Origin of the sequence: Mesorhizobium sp. SP-1A (assembly GCF_032460275.1) — a bacterium.
Taxonomy (GTDB): domain Bacteria; phylum Pseudomonadota; class Alphaproteobacteria; order Rhizobiales; family Rhizobiaceae; genus Mesorhizobium.
This window is the reverse complement of record NZ_JAVXZD010000001.1, coordinates 1,135,860-1,159,121: the sequence shown is the minus strand read 5'-3', so window position 1 is coordinate 1,159,121 and position 23,262 is coordinate 1,135,860. Positions and strand designations below refer to the sequence as shown.

26 protein-coding genes are annotated in these 23,262 nt (G+C 66.7%); 13 read left to right on the top strand and 13 right to left on the bottom strand.

Annotated elements, in window-relative coordinates; all coding sequences use genetic code 11:
* Positions 1 to 130 precede the first annotated feature (130 nt).
* A complete protein-coding gene (locus QU595_RS05575; protein WP_315919686.1) occupies positions 131 to 295 on the top strand; it encodes a hypothetical protein in 165 nt (54 codons plus the stop codon).
* A 67-nt stretch (positions 296 to 362) separates the two neighbouring features.
* Complete coding sequence (locus tag QU595_RS05570; RefSeq protein ID WP_315919685.1) at positions 363 to 1,409, top strand: DUF1176 domain-containing protein; 1,047 nt, start codon at positions 363 to 365, stop codon at positions 1,407 to 1,409.
* 69 nt (positions 1,410 to 1,478) lie between these two features.
* Here the strand turns inward: QU595_RS05570 and QU595_RS05565 are convergent, their stop codons facing one another.
* The 7 genes from QU595_RS05565 to QU595_RS05535 form a co-directional block, all read right to left on the bottom strand.
* Positions 1,479 to 2,360 (bottom strand): alpha/beta hydrolase, encoded by an 882-nt coding sequence (locus tag QU595_RS05565; RefSeq protein ID WP_315919684.1) that lies wholly within the window; start codon positions 2,358 to 2,360, stop codon positions 1,479 to 1,481.
* 175 nt (positions 2,361 to 2,535) lie between these two features.
* The gene (locus QU595_RS05560) at positions 2,536 to 4,164 is read right to left on the bottom strand and encodes a molybdopterin-binding/glycosyltransferase family 2 protein (RefSeq protein ID WP_315919683.1); all 1,629 of its coding nucleotides are present in this window, start codon (positions 4,162 to 4,164) and stop codon (positions 2,536 to 2,538) included.
* Positions 4,161 to 4,865 carry an XdhC family protein gene (locus QU595_RS05555; RefSeq protein ID WP_315919682.1) on the bottom strand — a complete coding sequence of 235 codons (705 nt, stop codon included), beginning with the start codon at positions 4,863 to 4,865 and terminating at the stop codon, positions 4,161 to 4,163. The genes QU595_RS05560 and QU595_RS05555 overlap by 4 nt, the downstream gene beginning before the upstream one ends.
* Before the next feature lie 186 nt (positions 4,866 to 5,051).
* Positions 5,052 to 5,390, bottom strand: a complete 339-nt coding sequence (locus QU595_RS05550; protein WP_315919681.1) for an XdhC family protein — start codon at positions 5,388 to 5,390, stop codon at positions 5,052 to 5,054.
* A 29-nt stretch (positions 5,391 to 5,419) separates the two neighbouring features.
* Entirely contained in the window at positions 5,420 to 6,646 is a 1,227-nt protein-coding gene (locus QU595_RS05545; RefSeq protein ID WP_315919680.1) for a VWA domain-containing protein, read from the bottom strand.
* Positions 6,647 to 6,889: 243 nt separating this feature from the next.
* The gene (locus QU595_RS05540; RefSeq protein WP_315919679.1) at positions 6,890 to 7,819 is read right to left on the bottom strand and encodes a MoxR family ATPase; all 930 of its coding nucleotides are present in this window, start codon (positions 7,817 to 7,819) and stop codon (positions 6,890 to 6,892) included.
* 27 nt (positions 7,820 to 7,846) lie between these two features.
* Positions 7,847 to 8,341 carry a flavin reductase gene (locus QU595_RS05535; protein ID WP_315919678.1) on the bottom strand — a complete coding sequence of 165 codons (495 nt, stop codon included), beginning with the start codon at positions 8,339 to 8,341 and terminating at the stop codon, positions 7,847 to 7,849.
* Between the two features lie 191 nt (positions 8,342 to 8,532).
* Here QU595_RS05535 and QU595_RS05530 point away from each other — a divergent pair, with 191 nt between their 5' ends.
* Together QU595_RS05530 and QU595_RS05525 are read left to right on the top strand one after the other, a co-directional pair.
* Entirely contained in the window at positions 8,533 to 9,594 is a 1,062-nt protein-coding gene (locus tag QU595_RS05530) for a branched-chain amino acid ABC transporter substrate-binding protein (RefSeq protein WP_315919677.1), read from the top strand.
* On the top strand, positions 9,594 to 10,598 hold the full coding sequence (locus QU595_RS05525; RefSeq protein WP_315919676.1) for a P1 family peptidase: 1,005 nt from the start codon (positions 9,594 to 9,596) through the stop codon (positions 10,596 to 10,598). Before QU595_RS05530 ends, QU595_RS05525 begins: the two co-directional genes overlap by 1 nt.
* A 4-nt stretch (positions 10,599 to 10,602) precedes the next feature.
* Here QU595_RS05525 and QU595_RS05520 read toward each other — a convergent pair whose 3' ends face one another.
* Positions 10,603 to 10,863, bottom strand: coding sequence for a DUF2171 domain-containing protein (locus QU595_RS05520; RefSeq protein ID WP_315919675.1), 261 nt, complete (start codon positions 10,861 to 10,863; stop codon positions 10,603 to 10,605).
* 171 nt (positions 10,864 to 11,034) lie between these two features.
* Between QU595_RS05520 and purB the strand changes: the two genes are divergently transcribed.
* Complete coding sequence (gene purB, locus QU595_RS05515; RefSeq protein WP_315919674.1) at positions 11,035 to 12,342, top strand: adenylosuccinate lyase; 1,308 nt, start codon at positions 11,035 to 11,037, stop codon at positions 12,340 to 12,342.
* A gap of 281 nt (positions 12,343 to 12,623) precedes the next feature.
* Here the strand turns inward: purB and QU595_RS05510 are convergent, their stop codons facing one another.
* A complete protein-coding gene (locus QU595_RS05510) occupies positions 12,624 to 13,439 on the bottom strand; it encodes a VOC family protein (RefSeq protein WP_315919673.1) in 816 nt (271 codons plus the stop codon).
* A gap of 191 nt (positions 13,440 to 13,630) precedes the next feature.
* On the opposite strand from QU595_RS05510, the gene QU595_RS05505 reads away from it, so the two are divergent.
* Complete coding sequence (locus QU595_RS05505) at positions 13,631 to 14,179, top strand: alpha/beta hydrolase (RefSeq protein WP_315920718.1); 549 nt, start codon at positions 13,631 to 13,633, stop codon at positions 14,177 to 14,179.
* Positions 14,180 to 14,183: 4 nt separating this feature from the next.
* On the opposite strand, the gene QU595_RS05500 is transcribed toward QU595_RS05505, so the two are convergent.
* Together QU595_RS05500 and QU595_RS05495 are read right to left on the bottom strand one after the other, a co-directional pair.
* A complete protein-coding gene (locus QU595_RS05500) occupies positions 14,184 to 14,957 on the bottom strand; it encodes an HpcH/HpaI aldolase/citrate lyase family protein (RefSeq protein WP_315919672.1) in 774 nt (257 codons plus the stop codon).
* 113 nt (positions 14,958 to 15,070) lie between these two features.
* Positions 15,071 to 15,391, bottom strand: a complete 321-nt coding sequence (locus tag QU595_RS05495) for a DUF1476 domain-containing protein (RefSeq protein WP_315919671.1) — start codon at positions 15,389 to 15,391, stop codon at positions 15,071 to 15,073.
* A 267-nt stretch (positions 15,392 to 15,658) separates the two neighbouring features.
* Between QU595_RS05495 and purC the strand changes: the two genes are divergently transcribed.
* From purC to QU595_RS05475, 4 genes are read left to right on the top strand one after another with little or no spacing between them, the layout of a single operon-like run.
* Positions 15,659 to 16,450 carry a phosphoribosylaminoimidazolesuccinocarboxamide synthase gene (gene purC, locus QU595_RS05490; RefSeq protein WP_315919670.1) on the top strand — a complete coding sequence of 264 codons (792 nt, stop codon included), beginning with the start codon at positions 15,659 to 15,661 and terminating at the stop codon, positions 16,448 to 16,450.
* A gap of 43 nt (positions 16,451 to 16,493) precedes the next feature.
* A complete protein-coding gene (purS, locus tag QU595_RS05485) occupies positions 16,494 to 16,736 on the top strand; it encodes a phosphoribosylformylglycinamidine synthase subunit PurS (protein ID WP_315919669.1) in 243 nt (80 codons plus the stop codon).
* Position 16,737: 1 nt separating this feature from the next.
* Positions 16,738 to 17,406, top strand: a complete 669-nt coding sequence (gene purQ / locus QU595_RS05480) for a phosphoribosylformylglycinamidine synthase subunit PurQ (protein WP_315919668.1) — start codon at positions 16,738 to 16,740, stop codon at positions 17,404 to 17,406.
* A gap of 49 nt (positions 17,407 to 17,455) precedes the next feature.
* Complete coding sequence (locus tag QU595_RS05475) at positions 17,456 to 17,872, top strand: hypothetical protein (RefSeq protein WP_315919667.1); 417 nt, start codon at positions 17,456 to 17,458, stop codon at positions 17,870 to 17,872.
* Between the two features lie 107 nt (positions 17,873 to 17,979).
* Here QU595_RS05475 and QU595_RS05470 read toward each other — a convergent pair whose 3' ends face one another.
* A complete protein-coding gene (locus QU595_RS05470; RefSeq protein ID WP_315919666.1) occupies positions 17,980 to 18,216 on the bottom strand; it encodes a DUF1127 domain-containing protein in 237 nt (78 codons plus the stop codon).
* 93 nt (positions 18,217 to 18,309) lie between these two features.
* Between QU595_RS05470 and QU595_RS05465 the strand changes: the two genes are divergently transcribed.
* From QU595_RS05465 to QU595_RS05455, 3 genes are all read left to right on the top strand, one after another.
* A complete protein-coding gene (locus tag QU595_RS05465; protein ID WP_315919665.1) occupies positions 18,310 to 19,740 on the top strand; it encodes a PLP-dependent aminotransferase family protein in 1,431 nt (476 codons plus the stop codon).
* A 156-nt stretch (positions 19,741 to 19,896) separates the two neighbouring features.
* Positions 19,897 to 22,113 carry a phosphoribosylformylglycinamidine synthase subunit PurL gene (purL, locus tag QU595_RS05460; RefSeq protein ID WP_315919664.1) on the top strand — a complete coding sequence of 739 codons (2,217 nt, stop codon included), beginning with the start codon at positions 19,897 to 19,899 and terminating at the stop codon, positions 22,111 to 22,113.
* A gap of 14 nt (positions 22,114 to 22,127) precedes the next feature.
* A complete protein-coding gene (locus tag QU595_RS05455; protein WP_315919663.1) occupies positions 22,128 to 22,361 on the top strand; it encodes a BolA family transcriptional regulator in 234 nt (77 codons plus the stop codon).
* A gap of 172 nt (positions 22,362 to 22,533) precedes the next feature.
* Here QU595_RS05455 and QU595_RS05450 read toward each other — a convergent pair whose 3' ends face one another.
* The gene (locus QU595_RS05450; protein WP_315919662.1) at positions 22,534 to 23,235 is read right to left on the bottom strand and encodes a phosphodiester glycosidase family protein; all 702 of its coding nucleotides are present in this window, start codon (positions 23,233 to 23,235) and stop codon (positions 22,534 to 22,536) included.
* Positions 23,236 to 23,262: the final 27 nt, after the last annotated feature.

Genomic DNA, 23,262 nt, shown 5'->3' with positions numbered 1-23,262 from the left:
GATGCGCGGCAATTTTAGGCATCCGGCGGCAAGGGCCATATGCCGCACCGCAATAGGCTTCTGTTGCGATGCACAATCGTCACGATTCATCTATATAAAGCCGTTGGGAGGACCAACCTGGAGCAGGACCATGGGGTTCTTGACCGAGATGTTTTCCCGCCCGCGCCCGACCGAACAGGCGCGCTACCGCGCAGCGCTGGCGTTGCTTCATTCCATGAGCAATGCCGATCGTTCCGATATCCGCATCAAGCCGGCCGATTTCCCGCGCATCGCGCGTGAAATGTCGATCCGCTAACGCCGGGGCGACGCCACCGGGATGCCGCATTCTCTGCTAGGCTTTCAGGGCCGAACGGAGATTCGTGATGAAAAGCATCCTTGCCGCGACCTTCGCCGTGCTCGCCACCGCATGCGGACATGCGGTGGCCGCGGAGGAAATCCCCTATCTGGACGACCGTTCCGACCCGGCCGCGCTGGTGCGCTCGCTCTACAACGCCATCGACCGCCAGGAATATGCCCGCGCCTGGGAGTATTTCGGCGAGACCAAGCCGGCCAAGGATTTCGACAGCTTCGCCAAGGGGTATGAGGGCACGGCCAAGGTGGATGTCGCGACCGGCGAACCTTCGGAGGAAGGCGCCGCCGGCAGCATCTATTTCAACCTTCCGGTCGCGATCCGCGCCACCGGCAAGGACGGCGGCCAGAAAGTGTTCGCGGGCTGCTATACGCTGCGCCAGGTCAACGGCACGATCCAGGCGCCGCCGTTCCAGCCGATGCGCATCGAGAAGGGCGCGCTGAAGCCTTCGGACAAGGACTTTCAATCCGCATTGCCGCAAAGCTGCGGCGACGGCCCCCAGCCGCCCAAGAAGGACGCCGCGCTGGAAAAAGCCAGGAAGGCCTTCCTGGCGGCTTACGGCGAACAATGCGACGACCAGCCGCCGGGCGGGAAGGTCCTGGGCGAGCCTTCGGACTACAGCATCCGCTACAAGCCGGCGGCCGCGGCCGAGAACGATCCCGACAAGACGGCGCGGCTGTTCCGCTTCTTCTGCACCATGGGCGCCTATAACGAAAGCTCGGTCTACTACATGACCGACGAAGCCGGGAATGTGAGGCAGTTGCAGTTCGCCGTGCCCGAACTCGATATCCGCTACGAGAACGGCGACACCAACGGCAAGGTCGAGCACATGAACGTCACCGGCTTCCGCACCGTGGACCAGCTCGTCAACGCCGACTACGACCAGGCCGCCTATTCCATCATCTCGCACGACAAATGGCGCGGCGTGGGCGACGCCTCCACGACCGGCACCTACCTGTTCCGCAACGGCGAATTCTCGCTGGTGCAATACGAGGTCGACCCCTCCTATGACGGCGAGGTCAACCCGCAAACGGTGCTGGACTACAACACGGCGCCATAGGCCAGCCGGAGCGTCGTTCCAGCCGCATTCGCGCGACGCCAAGTGGCTCCGCTTGGCTGCAAGAATGTTTTAGCGGCCCGCCGAAAGCATCCAGTTCAGCGTCTCGCGCCAGTCGGTCATGCGGATCGGGGTGCCGTGGGTGCCGGTTTCGAAACGCGCGAAGCGGGTCGGATAGCCCGGAGATTTCGCCAGTATGGAGCGGAAGAAGGCTTCCTGGCTCTGGACCGGAAACACCGGGTCCTTGCTGCCCTGGCCGAAGAACACCGGGATTTTTCGCTTGAAGGCGGGGCTGGAAAAGAAGCTCTCGTCCCACAGCGAGCCGAGCAGAAGCAGGCCGTCGATGCGCGCGCCGGTATCCTTGCGCGCGGCGAGCTTCCAGCACAGCGCGCCGCCCATCGAGCCGCAGGCGACGAAGATCTTCGCGCCGGGCGAAGCCGCCGCATAATGCTCGATCAGCGCCGCGACCTGGGCCGCGCCGGCGTCGCCGAAATCCGGGAAATCGGGGGACAGATAGAGCCCGCCATTGGCGGCCATCAGGTTCTTGATGCGGTTGAAATTGCCGCCGAAGGTGAAGTCGTCCGCGCCCTGGCGACGCGATCCGCCCTGCCCGTGCAGATAAAGCGTGATGACCGACGCGCCTTCCGTCTTGCCGACCGCGATATAGCGCACCGTTCCGGCGTCGGTTTTCAGCGCGAGGTCCTGCTGCACGCCGCGCACGCCGAGCGAGGTGTACTGGCTGTGCACCCGCCGCTCCGGCACCTCGTCGCGCTGGTTGATGTCGCGCATCTCGCGATAGTCGAAGACGCGGTAGAGACTGCCCTTTTGCGACGACAGCAGCGCCGGATAGGCGAAGAGATCGTCCTTGAAGGGTTTCAGCGTCAGGGATTGGGCAGCGGCTAGCTGAAAGCTTGCTGCCAAAGCCGCCAGCAGTATAAGCACGAACAGGGCCACATTCCCTCGCGCCCCCCTCGCTCCAGCCCGCAGCGTTGGCGATTGGCGAAAGCCTGCGCGACATCCAATCTCCCCCCTCGAGGGAGAGACAGTCGGCAGGCCAGAGGGGAGTGACGAGACAAAGAGCATGGTCAACGCTTGCGTTGACCGGCACCTGTTTGTCAACGGTGCGAGATCAATCCTGCAGCACGCCGCCGGCAGCCTCCAGCGCCTGGGGCGTATCGACGTCGATGGCGGCGCCCTTGCCGATCTCCACGTCGATCACGTCCAGGCCGCCGGTCTCGATGAGATGGCGCGCGCCGGTGTCGCCCTCCAGGTGCGAGACGGCCGGAAAGAGCGCGCGCGGCAGGATCACCGGATTGCCGCGCTTGCCCTCGTGCGAAGCGCGCACGACAGCGCCGCCACCGGCCTTGCGGAAGGCGTCAATCAGCCGGTCGAGATCGGCGCTCGAAACGCCCGGCATGTCGCCCAGCACGATCAACGCGCCGGATGCGTCCTGCGGCACAGCCCCGATCCCCGCCTTGAGCGAGGTCGAAAGTCCGTCGGCGAAATCGGGATTGTCCGCGAAGCGCAGCGGAAGCCCGGCCAGCGCTTCGCGCACCCGCTCCTTCTGATGCCCGGTGACGACGACGGCGCCGTCCGCCTTCGAAGCCAGCGCCCGTTCGGCCGCGCGCCGCACCAGCGGCTTGCCGTCGAACAGGGCCATCAGCTTGTTCGGGCCGCCCATGCGGCTGGAACGGCCCGCGGCCAGCAGCACGGCATAGACCTTGGCCTGCTGCCCTTGCGACGAAGTTTTGGGGGCGGCGGGCTCGCGCGGCTGCGGCCGGGTCGGGATCTCCATCAAAAGCCCGCCCACGCCCATGCCGGCAATGTCCTCCCGCGTCACCGGGATGCCGGACATCAGGCGGTCCAGCACCCAGTCGAAACCGTTGAGCCGGGGGCTGCGGGCGCAGCCCGGCGCGCCGAGCACCGGCTTGCCCTCGCGCTCGCCCAGGACGAAGAGATTGCCCGGATCGACCGGCATTCCCGAACGGTACACGACACCGCCGGAGGCGCGGATGGCGGCGGGGATCACATCCTCGTCGGGGTCGCTCATGGCCGATGCGCCGAACACCAGCACCATGTCGCTCTCGCCGGCGAGGTCCTCGATGGCCCGCGCGACTTCGGGCGCGGCATGCGGCGTGCGTATCTCGCCGGAAATCGTGCTGCCGGTGCGGCCGATGCGCTCCTCGGTGACGCGCAGCGTCTTGTCGAGCACGCTGGCCTTGATCGAGGGCAGAACGGTCTGCACCACACCCACCTTCAACGGCGTGTAGGGGTGCATACGGAACGCTTCGCGGCGGCGGGCAAGCTCGATGGCGCGCTGCAGCATGGCTTCCGGCACGGCGAAGGGGATGATCTTGATGGTGGCCACCATCTGGCCCTCGATCATCGGGGCGAAGGGCGGCATGGTGGCGACGGTGATGTCGGGGTCCACCATGTTGATGGAATCGATCAGGTCCTTGTCCACGGTGAAGACGCCGGAAACCGTCGCGTGCAGGTTCACCCGGCCGGTGGCGGGCGGGCGGGCCTCGATGCCGGTAAAGCCGAGCGCGGCCGCCAGACGCCCTGCCGCTTCGTCCTCGCCGACGTCGTCGTCGGCAAGCGTGGCGACCACGATCTCGCGCACGCCGGCCGCGCGGAAGGCGTCGATGTCCTCGGCGCCCAGGCGCGTGGCCTTGCGCAGGCGCCTTTCGCCGACCACCGTCGAATGCGCAAGGATGGCGCCCTCGGCCTCGTCCAGCGGCACCGGCCCGAACTTCACGCCACCTGCTCCTTGGCATCCAGGCCGCGCGAGCGGAATGCCCGGATCACCTCGGCCAGCACCGCGACCGCGATCTCGGCGGGACTGGCGGCGCCGATGTTGAGCCCGATCGGCGCGTGGACGCGCTCGATCCGTTCGGCGCTGACGCCTTCGGCCAGAAGCCGCTCCACGCGCCGGCCGTGGGTCCGGGGGCTGCCGAGCGCGCCGACATAGAAGCAGTTGGCCTCGAGCGCCGCCTTCAGCGCGAAATCGTCGATCTTCGGATCATGGGTCAGGGCGGCGAGCGCGCAATAGGAATCGAGCGGGCGGCGGCTGAACACGTCCTGCGGCCATTCGGCATCGAGCGGCGCGTCAGGGAAACGGTCCGGCGTGGCGAAGGCCGTGCGCGGGTCGATGATCTCGACCGGATAGCCGGCGATGCGGGCCATCGGCGCCAGCGCCTGGCTGATATGGACCGCGCCGACCAGCACGAAGCGCGGATGCGGCAGATGCGCGTTCAGGAAATAGCTGCGGCCTTCGACCTCGGCCGAACCGGAACGTCCGGTGCGGAAGGCGGAAGCGATCGCCTTGCCGAGTTCGCCCTCCAGCCGGTCGCCCTCATGGACGAGACGGGAGGTGCCGTCGCCAAGATCGGTCAGCTGGATCACGGCCCGGCGGGCGCGTCGGTCGGCGTTGAGGGTCCGGAGAAGCTGGAGGTCCATCAGAACATGTCACTCCTTGCCGCCAAGTCTGGTGTCGGGTCGCCCCTCGGTGGCCTGCCGGATGCGGCCCTGCTGTGGCAAGGCCGGTGTTTTTCGTTCGACAAGCCAAGCACTCGGCTTTTCGTGCGCTTCACATAGAGCGCCGACCTTCCCGCAATACACATGACTGTCCCGCCGCTCGACATGTCAACCGAGCCGCTCGACATAGACCCTGATGCGGCCGCCGCAGGACAGGCCGACCCGCCATGCGGTCTCGTCGGCGACGCCGAATTCCAGCATCCTGGCCTTGCCGCTTTCGAGCACGTCGAGCGCCTCGGTGACGACCGCGCCCTCGACGCAGCCGCCGGAAACGGAACCGTGGAAATTGCCTTCCGCGTCGATGACCAGATGGCTGCCGGCCGGGCGCGGCGCGGAGCCCCAGGTTTCCACCACGGTGGCGATGGCGACGTCGCGGCCTTCCTGCTTCCAGCCCTCGGCGATGAGCAGCGGATCGCGGGCCTCGTCCAGAGAGGTGCTGTGTTCCATGACCTAACCTCCACCCTCGCTATAGATAGCTATGCCGCACGCCCCATGCCAGCCTCCAGCCAGCGGCGCGGATCGACCTTGCCGCCTGAGCGCCCGCCGAGCGAGGCGCACAGATCGCTGAGGGCCTCCAGATTGTGCACCGGCCTGAACTCGTCGACATGCGGCAGCATGGCCTTGACGCCGCGCGCGCGGGCCTCGAAACCGTCGAAGCGCAGCAGCGGGTTCAGCCAGATCAGCCGCCGGCAGGATTTCCGCAGGCGCTCCATCTCGCGCGCAAGCTCGCCCACGTCGTCGCGCTCCAGCCCGTCGGTGATGAGCAGCACCACCGCGCCCTGCCCCAGCACGCGGCGCGACCACAGCCGGTTGAACTCGGCCAGCGCGTCGCCGATGCGCGTGCCGCCGGACCAGTCCTTCACCGCGGCCGAACAGTCGGCCAGCGCCTGGTCGGGATCGCGGTTGCGCAATTGCCTCGTCAGGTTGGTGAGCCGCGTGCCGAAGACGAAGGCGTGGGTGCGGCGGCGCTTTTCGCTCAGCGCATGCAGGAAATGCAGGAAGATGCGGCTGTACTGGCTCATGGAGCCGGAAATGTCGGCCAGCACCACCAGCGGCGGCTGCACTTGCCGGGCCGAGCGGAATTTCGGCAGGATCAGGCCGCTGCCGGTGCGGGCCGCCTGGCGCATCATGGCGCGCGGATCGATGCGGCGGCCGCGCGGGTCTGGCCGGAAGCGGCGGGTCGTGACCTGGTCGAAGGGCAGGCGCAGTTCGGAGATGGCGCGCCGCGCCGCCGAAAGCTCGGCGGCCGTCATCTGCGCGAAATCCTTGCCGCGCAGCACCTCGTCGCCGGAAACGGTGAAGCGCGCGTCCACCTCGACCTCGGGAATGTCGCGCGGCGGCCGGTCCTTCTGCCGGCCCTCGAACATCGCCTCGCCGACCCGGCTTTCGGCGGGGCGCGGCTTCTGCTTCTCGCGCCTGTCCAGCGCGACGGGCGAGAACATGGCCAGCATCTTCTCGATCAGCTCGCGCGATTTCCAGAACAGGCGAAAGGCCTCGTCGAAGGTGGCGTGGTCCTCATGGCGCGTCACCAGCACGCAATGCAGCGTCCAGTAGAAATCGTCGCGGGAGCCGATGCCCGCCGCCAGCACGGCCTCGATGGCGTCCTTCACCGAGGCGGGACCGACACGCATGCCGGCCTTGCGCAGCGCTCGGGCGAAATAGACGATGTTGTCGGCGATGCGGCCGTCCACGGGGTTCGTCACTGGAACTTCCCTGCCGCGTTTACCCTCCCCCTTGTGGGGAGGGTCGGCGCGAAGCGCCGGGGTGGGGGTGCCCCATTGCGCACGCAGGCGAAAACGGCCCCTACCCCGCTTCCTCCGATCTGCTGCCGCGAATCTCCGTCAGCGATCCTCACCACAAGCGAGAGGGTAAGGTGCCGCTCGCCCCTCACCGCTTGCGGGGAAAGGACGGGGACGGGAGCCAGTTCAAACCATGCCGGCAAGGTCCTACTCCGCCGCCGCGAGCTCGGCCTTGACCTCGCCGAGGATGCGGCGGCCCTCGCCCTCTTCGATGCGGGCGATGTCGTCCTGGTATTTCAGGAGCACGCCGATGGTGTCGGACACGGTCTCGGGGTCAAGCGCCACCTTGTCCAGCTCGGTCAGCGCGCCCGCCCAGTCGATGGTTTCGGCCACGCCCGGAGCCTTGAACAGGTCGATCTGGCGCAGTTTCTGGATGAAGGCGACCACTTCGGCCGAAAGCCGGCTGTTGGCGTCCGGCACCTTGCGGCGCACGATCTCCAGTTCGCGCGCGGCGTCGGGATAGTCCACCCAATGATAGAGGCAGCGGCGCTTCAGGGCGTCGTGGATCTCACGCGTGCGGTTGGTGGTGATGATGACGATGGGCGGCTCCTCGGCCTTGATGGTGCCGAGTTCCGGCACCGTCACCTGGAAATCGGACAGGATTTCCAAGAGGAACGCCTCGAACGCCTCGTCGGTGCGGTCGAGCTCGTCGATCAGGAACACCGGGGCGGCGCCCGGCTTGCCGGTCAGCGCGTCCAGCACGGGGCGGCGGATGAGATAGCGCTCGGAAAAGACGTTCTTCTCCATGTCGGAGCGATCGACCTTGCCGGCCGCCTCCTCCATGCGGATCTCGATCATCTGGGCGGCGTAGTTCCACTCGTAGACGGCGGAGGAAACGTCCAGGCCCTCGTAGCATTGCAGGCGGATCAGCCTGCGTCCGAGCGCGGAGGCCAGCACCTTGGCGATCTCGGTCTTGCCGACGCCGGCCTCGCCCTCGAGGAAGAGCGGCCGCCTCATGCGCAGCGACAGGAACAGCACGGTCGCCAGCGAACGGTCCGCCACATAGTCGGCGCCGGTCAGGAGGTCGAGCGTTTCATCGATGGTGCGCGGCGCGGGACGCGGCTTCAGCCCGGTCATCTCGTCTCCATGACCGCCGCTATCCGCTCACAGATTGTGGTAGGCGCGGTCGTGATAGATCAGTGGCTTGAGGTTATCGCCGATGCGCAGGCCTGTCACCTTGCCAAAAAGCACACGATGGGTGGCCAGGTCCTTGGTGTCGACCAGTTCGCAGTCGAACACCGCCAAGGCATCCTTGAGCGTGGGCGCGCCGGTGGAGATGACATCCCATTCGGCCAGCGCGAAACGCTCGTCCGGCGACAGGCCGTTGAGCCCGGAAAAGGCGGTGGCAAGCGCCTGATGGTGCGACGACAGCGTGTTCAAGGCGAACTTGCCGTTGACCAGGAAAGGCTCGTTCTTGGGGTTCTCGCGGTTCAGACAGGCCAGCACCATCGGCGGACTGTCCGATACCGAGCAGGCAGCGATGATGGTGGCGCCGCGCCGCCCGCCGGGGCCATCCGTGGTCACCACATGCACATGGCCGGCGAAATGCGCCATGGCGTCACGATAGGCCTGCGGCCCGATGTCGTTCTTCTGCAGCACGGTTTTCTTCCAGATGATACCTACCGCTATATATGACGGCGCATTCCGCCCCACAATGCAATCCCTTCGGCCATCGTTAGGGCCAGGTTACCGGGCGGCGGGCTCGAATTCGCATGTTGCGCGCGCGGGAGCCTGCCTTTACCAGTTGGCGCTGCAACGAGCCGCGCTTCGCAGGAGAACAGCTTAGCCGCATGCGAATCATCGCCTTATCTGCCGTGCTCGCCCTCGGGCTTCTCTGCGCAAGGACAGCCGCAGCCGAAACGACCGCGATAGGCGTCGCGGCGCCGCTTTCGGGGTCCGCCTCCCTGCTCGGGCGGCAGGTCGCGGCCGGCGCGAAGGTCGCGGCCGATGCCGGCGGGGTGCAACTGACCGTCGCCGACGATGCCTGCACCGCCAACGGAGGCGCGGCCGCCGCCAGGAGCTTCGTAGACGCCAAGGTGAAGATGGTCGTCGGCTTCCTGTGCACGGAAGCGATCGAGGCGGCACTGCCGATCCTGAAGGATGCAGGCGTCCCGGTCATCACCGTCGGCGTACGCGCCGACGGCCTGACCGACCGGCGCGACAAGACCGGCTGGCCGGTGGTTCGGCTCGCGCCGCGCGACGACGACGAGCGCAACGCGGCGGCCGCCATTCTGACCAGAATCTGGGGCGACGAACTGTTCGCGATCGTCGACGACGGCACGATCTACGGGCGCGACATCGCAGAAACCGTGCGCGCGGCGGCCGAGCACGCCGGCCTCAAGCCCGTCTTCGTGGACACCTACCGGCCCGACCTCGACAACCAGATCGGACTTGTCGGCCGGCTGCGGAAGGCCGGCGCGACGCATGTGTTCGTCGGCGGCGACGGCGCGGATGTGGCGATCATGACGCGCGACGCGCAAAAGCTGGGCGCCGACATCGTCTTTGCCGGCGGCGAGGCGTTGCGCACGGCGTCCGGCGGAACGGCCTATGCGGCCGGGACGCTGATGATCGCCGCGCCCGAATGGCGGGACGTGGCGGACCGCGGCGTGCTTGACGCCTTCGCCGCCGCGCATGTGCAGCCGGAAGGCTATGCCCTGCCCGCCTACGCGGCCTTGGAGATCGCCAAGGCGGCCGGGACTTCCGGCAAGCCGCTCATGCAGGCGCTGGACGGGCAGGAGTTCAAGACGGCCATCGGCCCGGTCCGCTTCGATCCCAAGGGCAATCTCACGCCCAACCCCTACCGGCTGTTCCGCTTCGACGGCGCGCGGTTCGTTCCAACGGAGGGCGAGTGATGTTCCGCACCGGCGCAAGGAACCTCATCACCGACGTGGCCGGGCTGAAAGTCGGCAACGCCGACGACGCGAAGCTGAAATCGGGCGTGACGGTGGTGCTGTGCGAGGAGCCGGCAGTGGCGGCGGTACAGGTGCTGGGCGGCGCGCCGGGCACGCGGGAAACCGACCTTCTGGAGCCGCACAACACCGTGGAGGCGGTCAACGCGGTGGTGCTTTCCGGCGGGTCGGCCTTCGGGCTGGACGCCGCTTCGGGCGTACAGGCGGCGCTGCGCGAGAAAGGCGTGGGCTTCGCCGTGCGCGACCAGCTGATCCCGATCGTGCCCGCCGCGATCCTGTTCGACCTCATCAATGGCGGCGACAAGGACTGGGGCCGTTATCCGCCCTATCGCGAGCTCGGCCATGCGGCGGCGGAAGCCGCGGCGCTGGATTTCGCCATCGGCACGGCGGGCGCCGGCACGGGCGCGACGACGGCCGGCCTGAAAGGCGGGCTCGGCTCGGCCTCGACGCTTCTCGACAACGGCGTCACCATCGGTGCGCTGGCGGCGGTCAATCCGGTCGGCTCCGTCACGGTCGGCCGGTCACGCCATTTCTGGGCGGCGCCCTTCGAGATCGGCGACGAGTTCGGGGGACTGGGTCTTCCATCTCCCCTGCCCCCGGACGCCAACGACATCATATTGAAAATCCGGGATGCGGCGGCCGGGGCCAACACCACCATCGCCGTGATCGCGACGGATGCGGTGCTGACCAAGGCTGCCGCCAAGCGGCTGGCGATTTCGGCCCATGACGGCTTCGCGCGCGCGACATGGCCGTCGCACACCCCGATGGACGGCGACCTCGTCTTCGCGCTGGCGACGGGCCGGAGCGGGATCGTGCCCTCGCCCGACGAAGCGATAGACCTATACGCGGCCGCCGGCACCACCATGGCGCGCGCCGTCGCGCGCGGCGTCCATGCGGCGACGCCGGCGCCGGACGATCTGCTGCCGGTCTGGTCCGGGCGCGGCTGAAGGGTCAGGTCCGGTCGGACTTCTCCTCCTCGAACATTTCAGCCGCCACGTCGGAATTGGCCGAGAGCCACACCTTGTTGCCGTCCACTTCGGCAAGCAGGGCGATGGGAATATAATGGTGATGGCCCTTGTGGGTCCTCCCCATGCCGCTATCGGCCTTGGTGAGCTTGATGCGGTCGCCCTCCACGCCGTCGACCGTGCCGATATGGACGCCATCGGCGCCGACGACTTCCATATGCTCGCGAATCTTGGCTACGTCGTTCATGGCAAGTCCTCCGTTTGACCTGCCAGAAACGGCACAGGACGGAATTGGCTGCATTGATTCATGCAAAAAGCCGCTTGTCCCGCGTTCGCTTTCTGCCGCAGGCGCGTTGAGCATTCGGCCGCGCTCTGTTAGGACGCGGCAAATAGCTGAAAGATAAGTAAGGGTTTACTTATGATCCCGCGCTACTCCCGGCCGGAAATGGTCGCCGTCTGGTCGCCCGAGACCCGCTTCCGCATCTGGTTCGAGATCGAGGCCTATGCCTGCGACGCGCTGGCCGAACTGGGCGTGATCCCCAAGGAGGCCGCCAAGACGATCTGGGAAAAGGGCAACGCCGCCAAATTCGACGTCGAGCGCATCGACGAGATCGAGCGGGTGACGAAGCACGACGTCATCGCCTTCCTCACCCATCTCGCCGAATTCGTCGGGCCGGACGCGCGCTTCATCCACCAGGGCATGACCTCGTCCGACGTGCTGGACACCTGCCTCGCGGTGCAACTCACCCGCGCCAGCGACATCCTGCTGGCCGACATCGACGCCCTGCTGGCGGCGCTGAAGCGCCGCGCCTTCGAGCACAAGGACACCGTCACCATCGGCCGCAGCCACGGCATCCATGCCGAGCCGACCACCTTCGGCGTCAAGCTGGCGGAAGCCTATGCCGAATTTTCCCGCGCCCGCGACAGGCTGGTGCATGCGCGCGAGGACATCGCCACCTGCGCCATTTCCGGCGCCGTCGGCACCTTCGCCAATATCGATCCCTATGTGGAGGAATATGTGGCCGCGAAGCTCGGCCTGAAACCGGAGCCGGTTTCCACGCAGGTCATCCCGCGCGACCGCCACGCCATGTTCTTCGCCACGCTCGGCGTCATCGCCTCGTCGATCGAAAGGCTGGCCATCGAGATCCGCCATTTGCAGCGCACGGAAGTGCTCGAAGCGGAGGAATATTTCTCGCCCGGCCAAAAAGGCTCGTCGGCCATGCCGCACAAGCGCAACCCGGTGCTGACAGAGAACCTGACGGGTCTCGCGCGCATGGTGCGCTCCTACGCCTTCCCGGCCATGGAGAACGTGGCGCTGTGGCACGAGCGCGACATCTCGCACTCCTCCGTCGAGCGCATGATCGGGCCGGACGCCACCGTCACGCTGGATTTCGCGCTGGCGCGGCTGACCAACGTGATCGACAAGCTGCTGGTCTATCCCGAGAACATGCAGAAGAACCTGGACAGGTTCCGCGGGCTGGTGCATTCGCAGCGCGTCCTGCTGGCGCTGACGCAGGCCGGGGTTTCGCGCGAGGACGCCTACCGGCTGGTGCAGCGAAACGCCATGAAGGTGTGGGAGGAAGGCAAGGATTTCCTTGAAGAACTGCTTGCCGACAAGGATGTGACGTCAGCGCTCTCCGAAGCCGATATCCGCGAGAAGTTCGACCTCGGCTACCACACCAAGCACGTCGATACGATCTTCAAGCGGGTGTTCGGGAAAGCCTGAAGGCCGGAACCGGGCATGGCCGCGCCGCGTTTGAAGGCGATTCACGCGAGACCTGACCATGCCTGAACAAGAGTTGGATCACGAGAGTCGGCGCGACCACGCCGGATGGTTCATGCGCGGTTTCGCGACGGCAGCGCTGCTGTTTGCCGCCGTGCTCTATTTTTCAGGCTACTTCGCCACCACCGACACGAAGGACGCGCCCGCCTCGAACCAGATCATCGTGGGCAAGTAGGTCCTGCTGCTGCCGGCCGAGGCTCTCCGCGGCCGGCCCAGCGACCGGTTCAGGCCGGCTTGCCGGGAACCAGCCGGATGGCGGTGCCCCACGGGTCTTCACAGGTTTCCGGCGATTTTGCGTCGGTAGACCGCAGTTCCACCCAGGACAATCCGCTGCGCTGCGGGTCCCGCCGGCCCGCGCCGGGGCTCTGCCAGGTGTTGCCGGCGATATGATGGTGATAGCCGCCGGATGACAGGAACACGGCCTGCGAGCCGTATCTTGCGACCGTGTCGAAACCGAATTGCCGGTGCCACCAGTCCTCGGCCTGCCACGGATCGCCCACGCGCAGATGCACATGGCCGACGACGGTATTTTCCGGAGCGCCCTGCCAGCCCGGATCGCCCGCCGGAACGGAACCGATCACGCCCGGTATGTCCATGCGGTCGGTCGCCATCGCCACCTGCCCGCCGTTCCATGTCCAGCTTTCATGCGGACGGTCGGCGTAGATCTCGATGCCGTTGCCTTCCGGGTCGGTGAGATAGGCCGCCTCGCTGACGATGTGGTCGGAGGCGCCGTCCACCGGGATCTTCCTTGCGATGGCGTGGTTGAGCCAGCGGCCGAGATCGGCGCGGCCGGGAAGAAGGAAGGCGGTGTGGAACAGGCCGGCCGAGCGCGGATCGTCCGGCTTGGCGGCCGGGTCGCTCTCGATCACCAGCAGCGGCCGGTCCTTTGAACCCAGCGTGATCGTCTCGCCGTCGCGCGAAAGCTGCTCCAGCCCGACGACCGCGCTGTAGAAATCGGCGAGCGCGGCGGCGTTCCTCGCCTTCAGGCCGACGCGGGCCACGCTGATCGGGGTGGTGGCCGCAAAAGGCAGATTGCTCATCATCGTCTCCATCCGGCCGAACCGGCCGATCTTCCGCGCCCGCAAATCCCCGGCGCGACAATTGTCCTGCCCGCAAACATCGTGCTTCCGGATCGTTCACACAAGCCAGCCAAAGCGGAACACGCCGTTCACCATTGCGATACGATGCCTGCGACGTTGCATCCTGCGGCCCTGCTCGCTACATGCGCGGCATGAAGGTCAAGGACGCAGACATCCTCATCGTGCCGGGCTACACCAATTCGGGTCCGGACCACTGGCAAAGCCGCTGGCAGCAAAGGCTATCGACCGCACGCCGCGTGGAGCAGGCCGAATGGTCGAAGCCGGTGCGCGAGGACTGGACGGCCAACATGATCCAGGCCGTCAACGAGGCCGAGCGGCCGGTGGTCGTCGTCGCGCATTCGCTCGGCGTGCCGACCGTCATCCAGTCGATCCCGCATTTCCGCAACGAGGTGGCGGGCGCCTTCCTGGTGGCGCCGCCGGACGTCGCCAATCCGAAGATCAGGCCGAGGCACCTGATGACCTTCGGGCCCTACCCGCGCGATCCGCTGCCCTTTCCGTCGATCACCATCGCCAGCCGCAACGACCCCTATTGCGCCTTCGACGTGGCCGAGGACATCGCCGCAGCCTGGGGCTCGCTGTTCGTCGATGCAGGCGAGGCGGGACACCTCAACGCGGAATCCGGGCATGGGCCATGGCCGGAAGGGTCGATGACCTTCGCGCATTTCATGTCGAGGCTTTGAAGGCTTAGTTCCCGATCGACTTCTTCACGTCGGCGAGCAGGGTCCTGGCGCCGAGCGCGAGGAGTGAATGCTCGGAGCCCATGGCAAGAAGCTGATAGCCCATCTTGACCACGCGCCCGGCGATCGCCGGGTCGATCACATAGATGGCGGCGTGCTTGCCGGCCTCGCGGCTGCGGGCGGCGACCCAGGCGACGGTCTCCATCATCTCTTCCAGCGTGGAATCGACCGTGCGGCCATCGGTCCAGGCGATCGAGAAGTCGGAGGGCCCGAGGAAGATGCCGTCGATGCCCGGCGTTTCGAGGATGCCGTCCAGCGCGTCGAGCGCCGCCCGCGTCTCCACCATGGCAAACGCCATCGTGCGGCCGTTGCTTGCCGCCAGCCAGTCGGCCTGGCTGCCCTTGCCGTGACGCGGGAAGGCGAAGGTCGGGCCCCAGGAGCGCTCGCCGAGCGGGGGATATTTCATCGAAGCCGCGAAGGCTTTCGCGTCGGCCACCGAATTGACCATCGGCGCGATCACCGCCTCGGCGCCGAAATCCAGCGCGCGGCTGGCCATGTCGAAGCGGCCGACCGGGATGCGCACCAGCGCCGGCTTTCCAGCGGCCAGAACCGGCGCCAGGCCGCGCAGCACGCTGTCCTCGTTGTGGCCGCCATGCTGCATGTCCAGCGTGACGGCGTCGAAGCCTTGCGCCGCCAGGATTTCCACGGTCAGCGCGTCGGGAACGCCGGACCACGCCGTGCACAGGGTCTCGCCTGCCTCCAGCCGGGTTTTCAGGGACATGGGGCGAACTCCTCTTCCTGTCGGGTTCCAGTTTCAACCGGAGCGGACTGGAAATGCAAAGAAAAACCGCCCGACGGGGATCGGGCGGCCGGTCGGCCGGACTTTGGACGGGATCAGGTGTTCTTGATTTGCTCGATGGCCTGCGCCATCAGCTCGTCCATGGTGCGGCGGATCTGATGATCGGACTGGGCCACGCCGGCGGCGTCGAAATCCCGGCGGATCTTGCGGAAGACGTCGTGGTCGCCCGCTTCCTCGATGTCGGCCACGACGACTTCCTTGGCGTAGGCGTCGGCGGCGGCGCCGCTCTTGCCGAGCTTTTCGGCCGCCCACAGGCCGAGCGCCTTGTTGCGCCGCGCGGCCGCCTTGAAGCGCAATTCCTCGTCATGCGCGAATTTGCGCTCGAAGCTCTCTTCGCGGTCCTTCATCTGGTTCATGCTTTCCTCCGGGTGGAATTGCGATTCGGTGGCGCAGAATATGGGTTTGCAGAACACAAACCGAAAGCCCCCGTCCGGTCAATATGCTAGGCTATGCGCCATTATGCGGCATTGCGCCGTGGAAGGCAGGTGATTGACCGGATTTGTCGATTGAGCAAACCGCACGATTGCGCTAGAGACCCGACTTGAAACCCATTGCGGCACGACGACGCCGCCCAGGAAAGGGACCGGTGCAGCGCCTGCCCCTCGAACCCGAGAAAAAATCAGATGAAATCACGCCGCCGCATCTACGAAGGCAAGGCCAAGATCCTGTACGAGGGGCCTGAGCCCGGAACGCTGATCCAGTTCTTCAAGGACGACGCCACCGCCTTCAACAAGAAGAAACACGAGGTGGTGGACGGCAAGGGCGTGCTCAACAACCGCATCTCCGAGCACATCTTCAATCATCTCAACCGCATGGGCATCCCGACCCACTTCATCCGCCGCCTCAACATGCGCGAGCAGCTGATCAAGGAAGTGGAGATCATCCCGCTGGAAGTCGTGGTGCGCAACGTCGCCGCCGGCTCGCTGTCGAAGCGCCTCGGCATCGAGGAAGGCACGGTGCTGCCGCGCTCGATCATCGAATTCTACTACAAGGCCGACGCGCTGGACGACCCGATGGTGTCGGAAGAGCACATCACCGCCTTCGGCTGGGCGAGCCCGCAGGAAATCGACGACATCATGGCGCTGGCCATCCGCGTCAACGACTTCCTCTCCGGCCTGTTCCTCGGCGTCGGCATCCAGCTCGTCGACTTCAAGATGGAATGCGGCCGCCTCTACGAAGGCGACATGGTGCGCATCGTCGTGGCCGACGAGATCTCGCCCGATTCCTGCCGGCTGTGGGACGTGGCCACCCAGGACAAGCTCGACAAGGACCGCTTCCGCCGCGACATGGGCGGGCTGGTCGAGGCCTATCAGGAAGTCGCGCGCCGGCTCGGCATCATGAACGAGAACGAGCCGCCCCGGCCGACCGGCCCGGTGCTCGTCGCTTCCGGAAACCCCAAGGGCAAGCCGCATTGAGCGGTCTGCCCAGTTCCACTTCTCAAGACAGGAGCAGCCCGGCGTGATCAAGGCCCGCGTCACCGTCACCCTCAAGAACGGCGTTCTGGACCCGCAGGGCAAGGCGATCGAGCACGCGCTTTCGGGCCTCGGCTTCGGCGGCGTCGGTTCCGTGCGCCAGGGCAAGGTGTTCGACCTGGAACTGGACGGCACCGACAAGGCCCGGGCCGAAAGCGACCTCAAGGCCATGTGCGACAAGCTGCTGGCCAACACGGTGATCGAGAACTACGCGGTGGAGATCGCCTGACGTGAAATCCGCCGTCGTCCTGCTCCCGGGCCTGAACCGCGACCGCGACATGATCGCGGCGCTGACCAAGATTTCCGGCAAGGCGCCGGTCACCGTCTGGCAGACCGACACCGAAATCCCGGACGTCGACCTGATCGCCATCCCCGGCGGCTTCTCCTTCGGCGACTATCTGCGCTGCGGCGCCATCGCCGCCCGCTCGCCGGTGATCCGCGCCGTGGCCGAGAAGGCCGCCAAGGGCGTGATGGTGATCGGCGTGTGCAACGGCTTCCAGATCCTGCTGGAAGCAGGGCTGCTGCCGGGCGCGCTGATGCGCAACGCCTCGCTGAAATTCGTCTGCCGCGAGGTGAAGCTGCAGGTGGCCAACGCCAACACCGCCTTCACGCGCGGCTACCGGCCGAACCAGGTCATCCGCTGCCCGGTGGCGCATCACGACGGCAATTATTTCGCCGACGCCGAGACGCTGGCGCGGATCGAGGGCGAAGGCCGGGTGGTGTTCCGCTATGCCGAAGGCACCAACCCGAACGGTTCGATCAACGACATCGCCGGCATCATCGGCGACAAGGGCAACGTGCTCGGGCTGATGCCACATCCCGAAAACCTGATCGAGGCCGCGCATGGCGGCATCGACGGCCGCGCGCTGTTCGAAGGCGCGCTCGGACTGGCCGCCTGAGTTCCGCACGATCCTTCACCGCCCTCCCCCGAAGCCGGAGCGCCGACGCATGACGAAACGCTTCCCCATCGCCGGCGCCGCCGCTCTCGGCATTGCCGCGCTGGCGCTTGCCGCGTGCCAGTCCAGCACGAAAACCCCCTCGCCGGGTTCGGGCAAGAGCGCTTCGTTGCAGGCGATGGAACAGGTGGCGATCGCCGCGCACAAATGCTGGATCGCCAGCAAGGACCCGGCCTTCAAGTCCTACCAGATGGCCAATGAGCTGAACAATTTCGGCGGCACGCCGCGTTTCCTGCTGGTGCCGGCCAAGCATTATGGCGGCAAGCCCCTGCTGGTCGTGCAGGCAACCGGCGGCTCCAGCCGGGTGGAAGTGTTCGGACCGCTGATGAGCGAGCCGGTCGGCGACCGCATCGGCGCCGACATCCAGCGCTGGCAGACCGGCAGCAAGGAATGCGGCGCCGCCGCCTGAGAGGTTGCTCGCAGGCCGCTTACCCGCGGGGCCGCCCGGCGGAATGACGCAATGCGGGCGGCCGATCGCATCTGATGCGAACCCGGCCCCGCACGCGCAGCCATTGCTCACTCCCAGAACGGGCGGGTGCCTTCCCGATAGGCGTCGGCGCGCGAGATGCCGATATCCTTGAGCTGGTCGTCGGTCAGTTCGAGCAGGGCCAGACGGCTGCGGCGGTGCTCCAGCAGACGGTCGATCCAGATGAAAAGCGACCTGACCAGGCGCCCCATCCGTCGCGCGAAAGTGTCGGCGGGAACGCGCCTGAAACCTGTTCGCGCCAGATTGATTGTATCGATTGTACCCATTTTATGCCACCGTGCTGCGAAATATTTGCGCTACAAAAGGTACAATATGTATGATTTGACTCCTTGCTCGGTGCAATGTAGAAAATTGTCACCATGACAAATTGGCTTCCCGATCTCTCCGGCACCGGCCCGCTCTACCAGCGCCTCGCGGACCGGATCGAAGCGGACATTGACCGAGGCACGATAGCGGCGGGGACGAAGCTGCCGCCGCAGCGCAACCTCGCCTACGATATCGGCGCGACGGTCGGCACGATCGGCCGCGCCTACCAGCTTCTGCGCGAGCGCGGGCTGGTCAGCGGCGAAGTCGGGCGCGGAACCTATGTGCTGGGACGGCACGCCGCCGAACCGACGGCCGGCGCGATTGCGGGTCCCCTCGCCGCGCCGGCCCTTATGGAGGAAGGCACGCGCTTTCTGGACGCGCCGAGCGACAAGCTGCGCTTCGACAGCACCGCCGCGCCGGATATCGGACAGGGGGCGGCGATAACCGAGCTGCTGGCGCACATCGCCCGCAACCATCCGGGCGAAATCTCCAGCTATACGCGCAACTTCCCGGAGCGCTGGTTCGAAGCCGGCAGCCGCTGGCTGGCGCGCAACGGCTTCCAGCCCCGGCCCGACACCGTGGTTCCGACGCTGGGCACCCATGCCGCCGTGATCTCCACCATCTCGGCGCTGACGGTGCCGGGCGACACCGTCGCCTTCGAGCATCTCACCTATTCGCAGATCTCGCGCAGCGCCGGGCTGGTCGGCCGCCGCATCGCGCTGGTCGCCTCGGACCGGGACGGGCTCGACCCGGAGGATTTCGAGCATGTCTGCGCACAGAAGCACCCGAAGATGATCTTCCTGATGCCGACGGCGCAGAACCCCACGCTGGCCACGCTGCCGGCGGCGCGGCGGCAGGAGATCGCGCGCATCGCGCGCCAGCACAATGTGATCCTGATCGAGGACGACCTCTACGGCGCGCTGACCGGCGACGCCACGCCGCTGCTGGCCGAATATGCGCCCGAGCGCACCATCGTGGCGGGCGGCTTGTCGAAATCCGTGGCGGCCGGCGTGCGCGGCGGCTGGCTGTCCTGCCCGCCGGCCTACCAGCACCGCATCCGCGTCGCCCACAAGATGCTGACGGGGGGCATGCCCTTCCTGCTTGCCGAACTGTGCTGCCAGCTCGTGCTCTCCGGTCATGCCGCGCAGATCCGCCGCCGCAGCCTCGACGAGATCGACGCCCGCATCGGCATCGTGCGCGACAGGCTGGCCGGGTTCGAGTTCGTCGCCCACGACCATGTTCCCTTCGTGTGGCTGACCCTGCCCGACCCCTGGCTTTCGGGCACGTTCAAGCATGCGGCGCAGGAAAACGGCGTGCTCGTGGACGACGAGGACGAGTTCAAGGCCGGACGCTCCGAACAGGTCTTCCACCGCATCCGCTTCGGCATCTCGCAGCCCCGGTCGCGCGAGCAGGTCGAGCAAGGCGTCGGCATCATCCGCCGGTTGCTGGATGAAGGCCGGGCCGGCTACGACAGCTTCGGCTGAGAGCGCTTTCGAAAATTACGACGGTTTTCAAAAGCGCTCTGAGCGTCGCCGGCAACTGCTGTGATTTTGGCGTTTTACGGCCCTCCATGGGGTGTAACATCGCGGCGCTTGCTATATGAGGGGCCAAGATCGAAACGCCCCGGACCCGTCTCGCCCATGACCGTTTCCAACACCCGCCCGATCACCCCGGACCTGGTGGCCGCCCATGGGCTGAAGCCCGACGAATACCAGCGCATCCTGGACCTGATCGGACGCGAGCCGACCTTCACCGAACTCGGCATCTTCTCCGCCATGTGGAACGAGCATTGCTCGTACAAATCCTCCAAGAAATGGCTGCGCACCCTGCCGACCAAGGGCGACGTGGTGATCCAGGGGCCGGGCGAGAACGCCGGCGTGGTCGATATCGGCGACGGCGACTGCGTCGTCTTCAAGATGGAGAGCCACAACCACCCGTCCTATATCGAGCCCTATCAGGGCGCGGCGACGGGCGTCGGCGGCATCCTGCGCGACGTCTTCACCATGGGCGCGCGGCCGGTCGCGGCCATGAACGCGCTGCGCTTCGGCGCGCCGGACCATCCCAAGACCAGGCATCTGGTGGCCGGCGTCGTGGCCGGGGTCGGCGGCTACGGCAATTCCTTCGGCGTGCCGACCGTCGGCGGCGAGGTGAATTTCGACGCCCGCTACAACGGCAACATATTGGTGAACGCCTTCGCGGCCGGTCTCGCGAAGACGGACGGCATTTTCTATTCGAAGGCTTCCGGCGTCGGCCTGCCGGTGGTCTATCTTGGCGCAAAGACCGGGCGCGATGGCGTCGGCGGCGCGACCATGGCTTCGGCCGAATTCGACGACAAGATCGAGGAGAAGCGCCCGACCGTTCAGGTGGGCGATCCCTTCACCGAAAAATGCCTGCTCGAAGCCTGCCTCGAACTGATGGCGTCGGGCGCGGTCATCGCGATCCAGGACATGGGCGCGGCCGGCCTGACCTGCTCGGCCGTGGAGATGGGCGCCAAGGGCGACCTCGGCATCGAACTCGACCTCGACAAGGTGCCGGTGCGCGAAGAGCAGATGTCCGCCTACGAGATGATGCTCTCCGAAAGCCAGGAGCGCATGCTGATGGTGCTGCGCCCCGAAAAGGAGAAGGAAGCCGAGGCGATCTTCATCAAATGGGGTCTCGACTTCGCCATCGTCGGCCACACCACCGACGATCTGCGCTTCCGCATCCTCCATCAGGGCCAGGAAGTGGCCAACCTGCCGATCAAGGAACTGGGCGACCAGGCGCCGGAATATGACCGGCCGTGGGTGGAACCGGCCAGGCCCGCGCCGCTGGCGGCGAGCGACGTGCCGCCGGCCGACATCGCCGATGCGCTCGTCCGGATGCTCGGCGGACCGGACCTTTCCTCCCGCCGCTGGGTATGGGAGCAGTACGATACGCTGATCCAGGGCAATTCGCTGCAGATTCCCGGCGGCGATGCCGGCGTCGTGCGCGTCGAGGGCCACGCCACCAAGGCGCTCGCCTTCTCCTCCGACGTGACGCCGCGCTACTGCGAGGCCGACCCCTATGAAGGCGGCAAGCAGGCGGTGGCCGAATGCTGGCGCAACCTGACCGCCACCGGCGCCCTGCCGCTGGCGGCGACCGACAACCTCAATTTCGGCAATCCCGAGCGGCCCGAGATCATGGGCCAGTTCGTGCGGGCCATCAAAGGCATCGGCGATGCCTGCCGCACGCTCGGCTTCCCGATCGTGTCCGGCAACGTATCGCTCTACAACGAAACCAACGGGCGCGGCATCCTGCCCACGCCGACCATCGGCGGCGTCGGCCTGATTGCCGACTGGTCGAAGATGGCGCGGATCGGCTTCGCGGCGGAAGGCGAGACGATCCTGCTCGTCGGCGCGCCGGCCGGATGGGGCACGCATCTCGGCCAGTCCGTCTACATGCGCGACATCCATGGCCGCACGGACGGACCGCCGCCGCCGGTCGACCTCGACCATGAAAAAAAGGTGGGCGACGCGGTGCGCGAACTGATCACGTCGGGCGCCGTCACCGCCTGCCACGACCTTTCCGACGGCGGCCTTGCCGTGACGCTGGCCGAGATGGCGATGGCGTCGGGCATCGGCGCGACGGTCTCCGCGCCTTCGGGTGCCGATCCGGTCGCGTCGTTCTTCGGCGAAGACCAGGGCCGCTATTTGCTGACGCTGCCCGAGGGCGCGGAAACGAACGCGATCCGGGCCAGGCTGGAAAGCCTGGGGGTTTCCGCGCAGGCGATCGGCACGACCGGCGGCAGCGATTTGAAACTCGGTCAGGCGCGTGCCATATCAGTGCAGCAGCTCAAGGCTGCACACGAATCGTGGTTTCCGAAATTCATGGAAGCCTGAGCAAGGAATACGGCATGGCAATGGACGCGCGCGATATCGAACGGATGATCAAGGAAGGCATCCCCGATGCCAAGGTGACCATCCGCGACCTTGCCGGCGATGGCGAGCACTATGCCGCCGAGGTCGTGGCGGAGAGTTTCCGGGGCAAGAGCCGCGTACAGCAGCACCAGATGGTCTACGAGGCGCTCAAGGGCAATATGGGCGGCGTGCTGCACGCGCTGGCGCTGCAGACCAGCGCGCCGGAGTAGACCACCTTTGCCTTCTCCCCTTGCGGGAGAAGGTGGCAGAGCCCGAGCACAGTGCGGGCGAAGCCGGATGAGGGTATGGCTTTTCGCCAGCGCCTCATCCCATCCATAAACCCTCTTCCGTCTCGGCGCTTCGCGCCGACCCACCTTCTCCCACAGGGAAAGAAGACAGGCGCTATTTCCTCGTGCGCACCGTCAGGATCGGCCCGGCGGGAAAGTCGCCGCCGACGAGCATGCGGCTGCCGTTGGAAAGCGCGGAAACCGCACCGTCCAGAAACAGCGCGTTCGGGCAGCCGAGCGCGTCACGAAACAGGCGGCCGAAGCTGCCGAGGCTCGCCATGGTGCGTGAGATCGCCAGCACCACCGTGCCGTCGGCACGCACGCCGACCCCGTTGCGGATATAGCGCGAGGCGCCGTTCTCCTCGAAGCGCGGATGCAATTGCCCATCGATCACCAGCATCGGGCCGGACTGGGTGGCGTAGGAAACATCGGGATTTGCCCTGGCATAGGCCGTGCTTTCCAGCACCCCTGCTTTCCCGTCCTTGCCGATGAAGAAGACGCCGTTCGGCTTCAGGAAGAAATTGCCTTCCGAATCGGCCGTGTTGAGCGGCGCCTGCCGGCTGCCCGCTTCCACGTAGAGCCCGACCGGCGACAGGTCCTTGTGGTACATGCCGGCGTTCATGGCGAGCAGCACCGCCCTGCCGGCGTCCGCCATGGCCTTGGCATAGGCCTTGACCGAGCCGTACGGCCTGCCCTGCGCATCCAGCCTGGCAAGGCCGATGTCGTAGGTGCGGGGATCGATCTCGCACACGATATAGGCGGCACCCTCGAAACCCAGATCGCGGCAGGTCTGCGGCACCCCGGCGTCAAGGCGCAATGGCGGCTTCGGCCGCCGCCGCTGCCG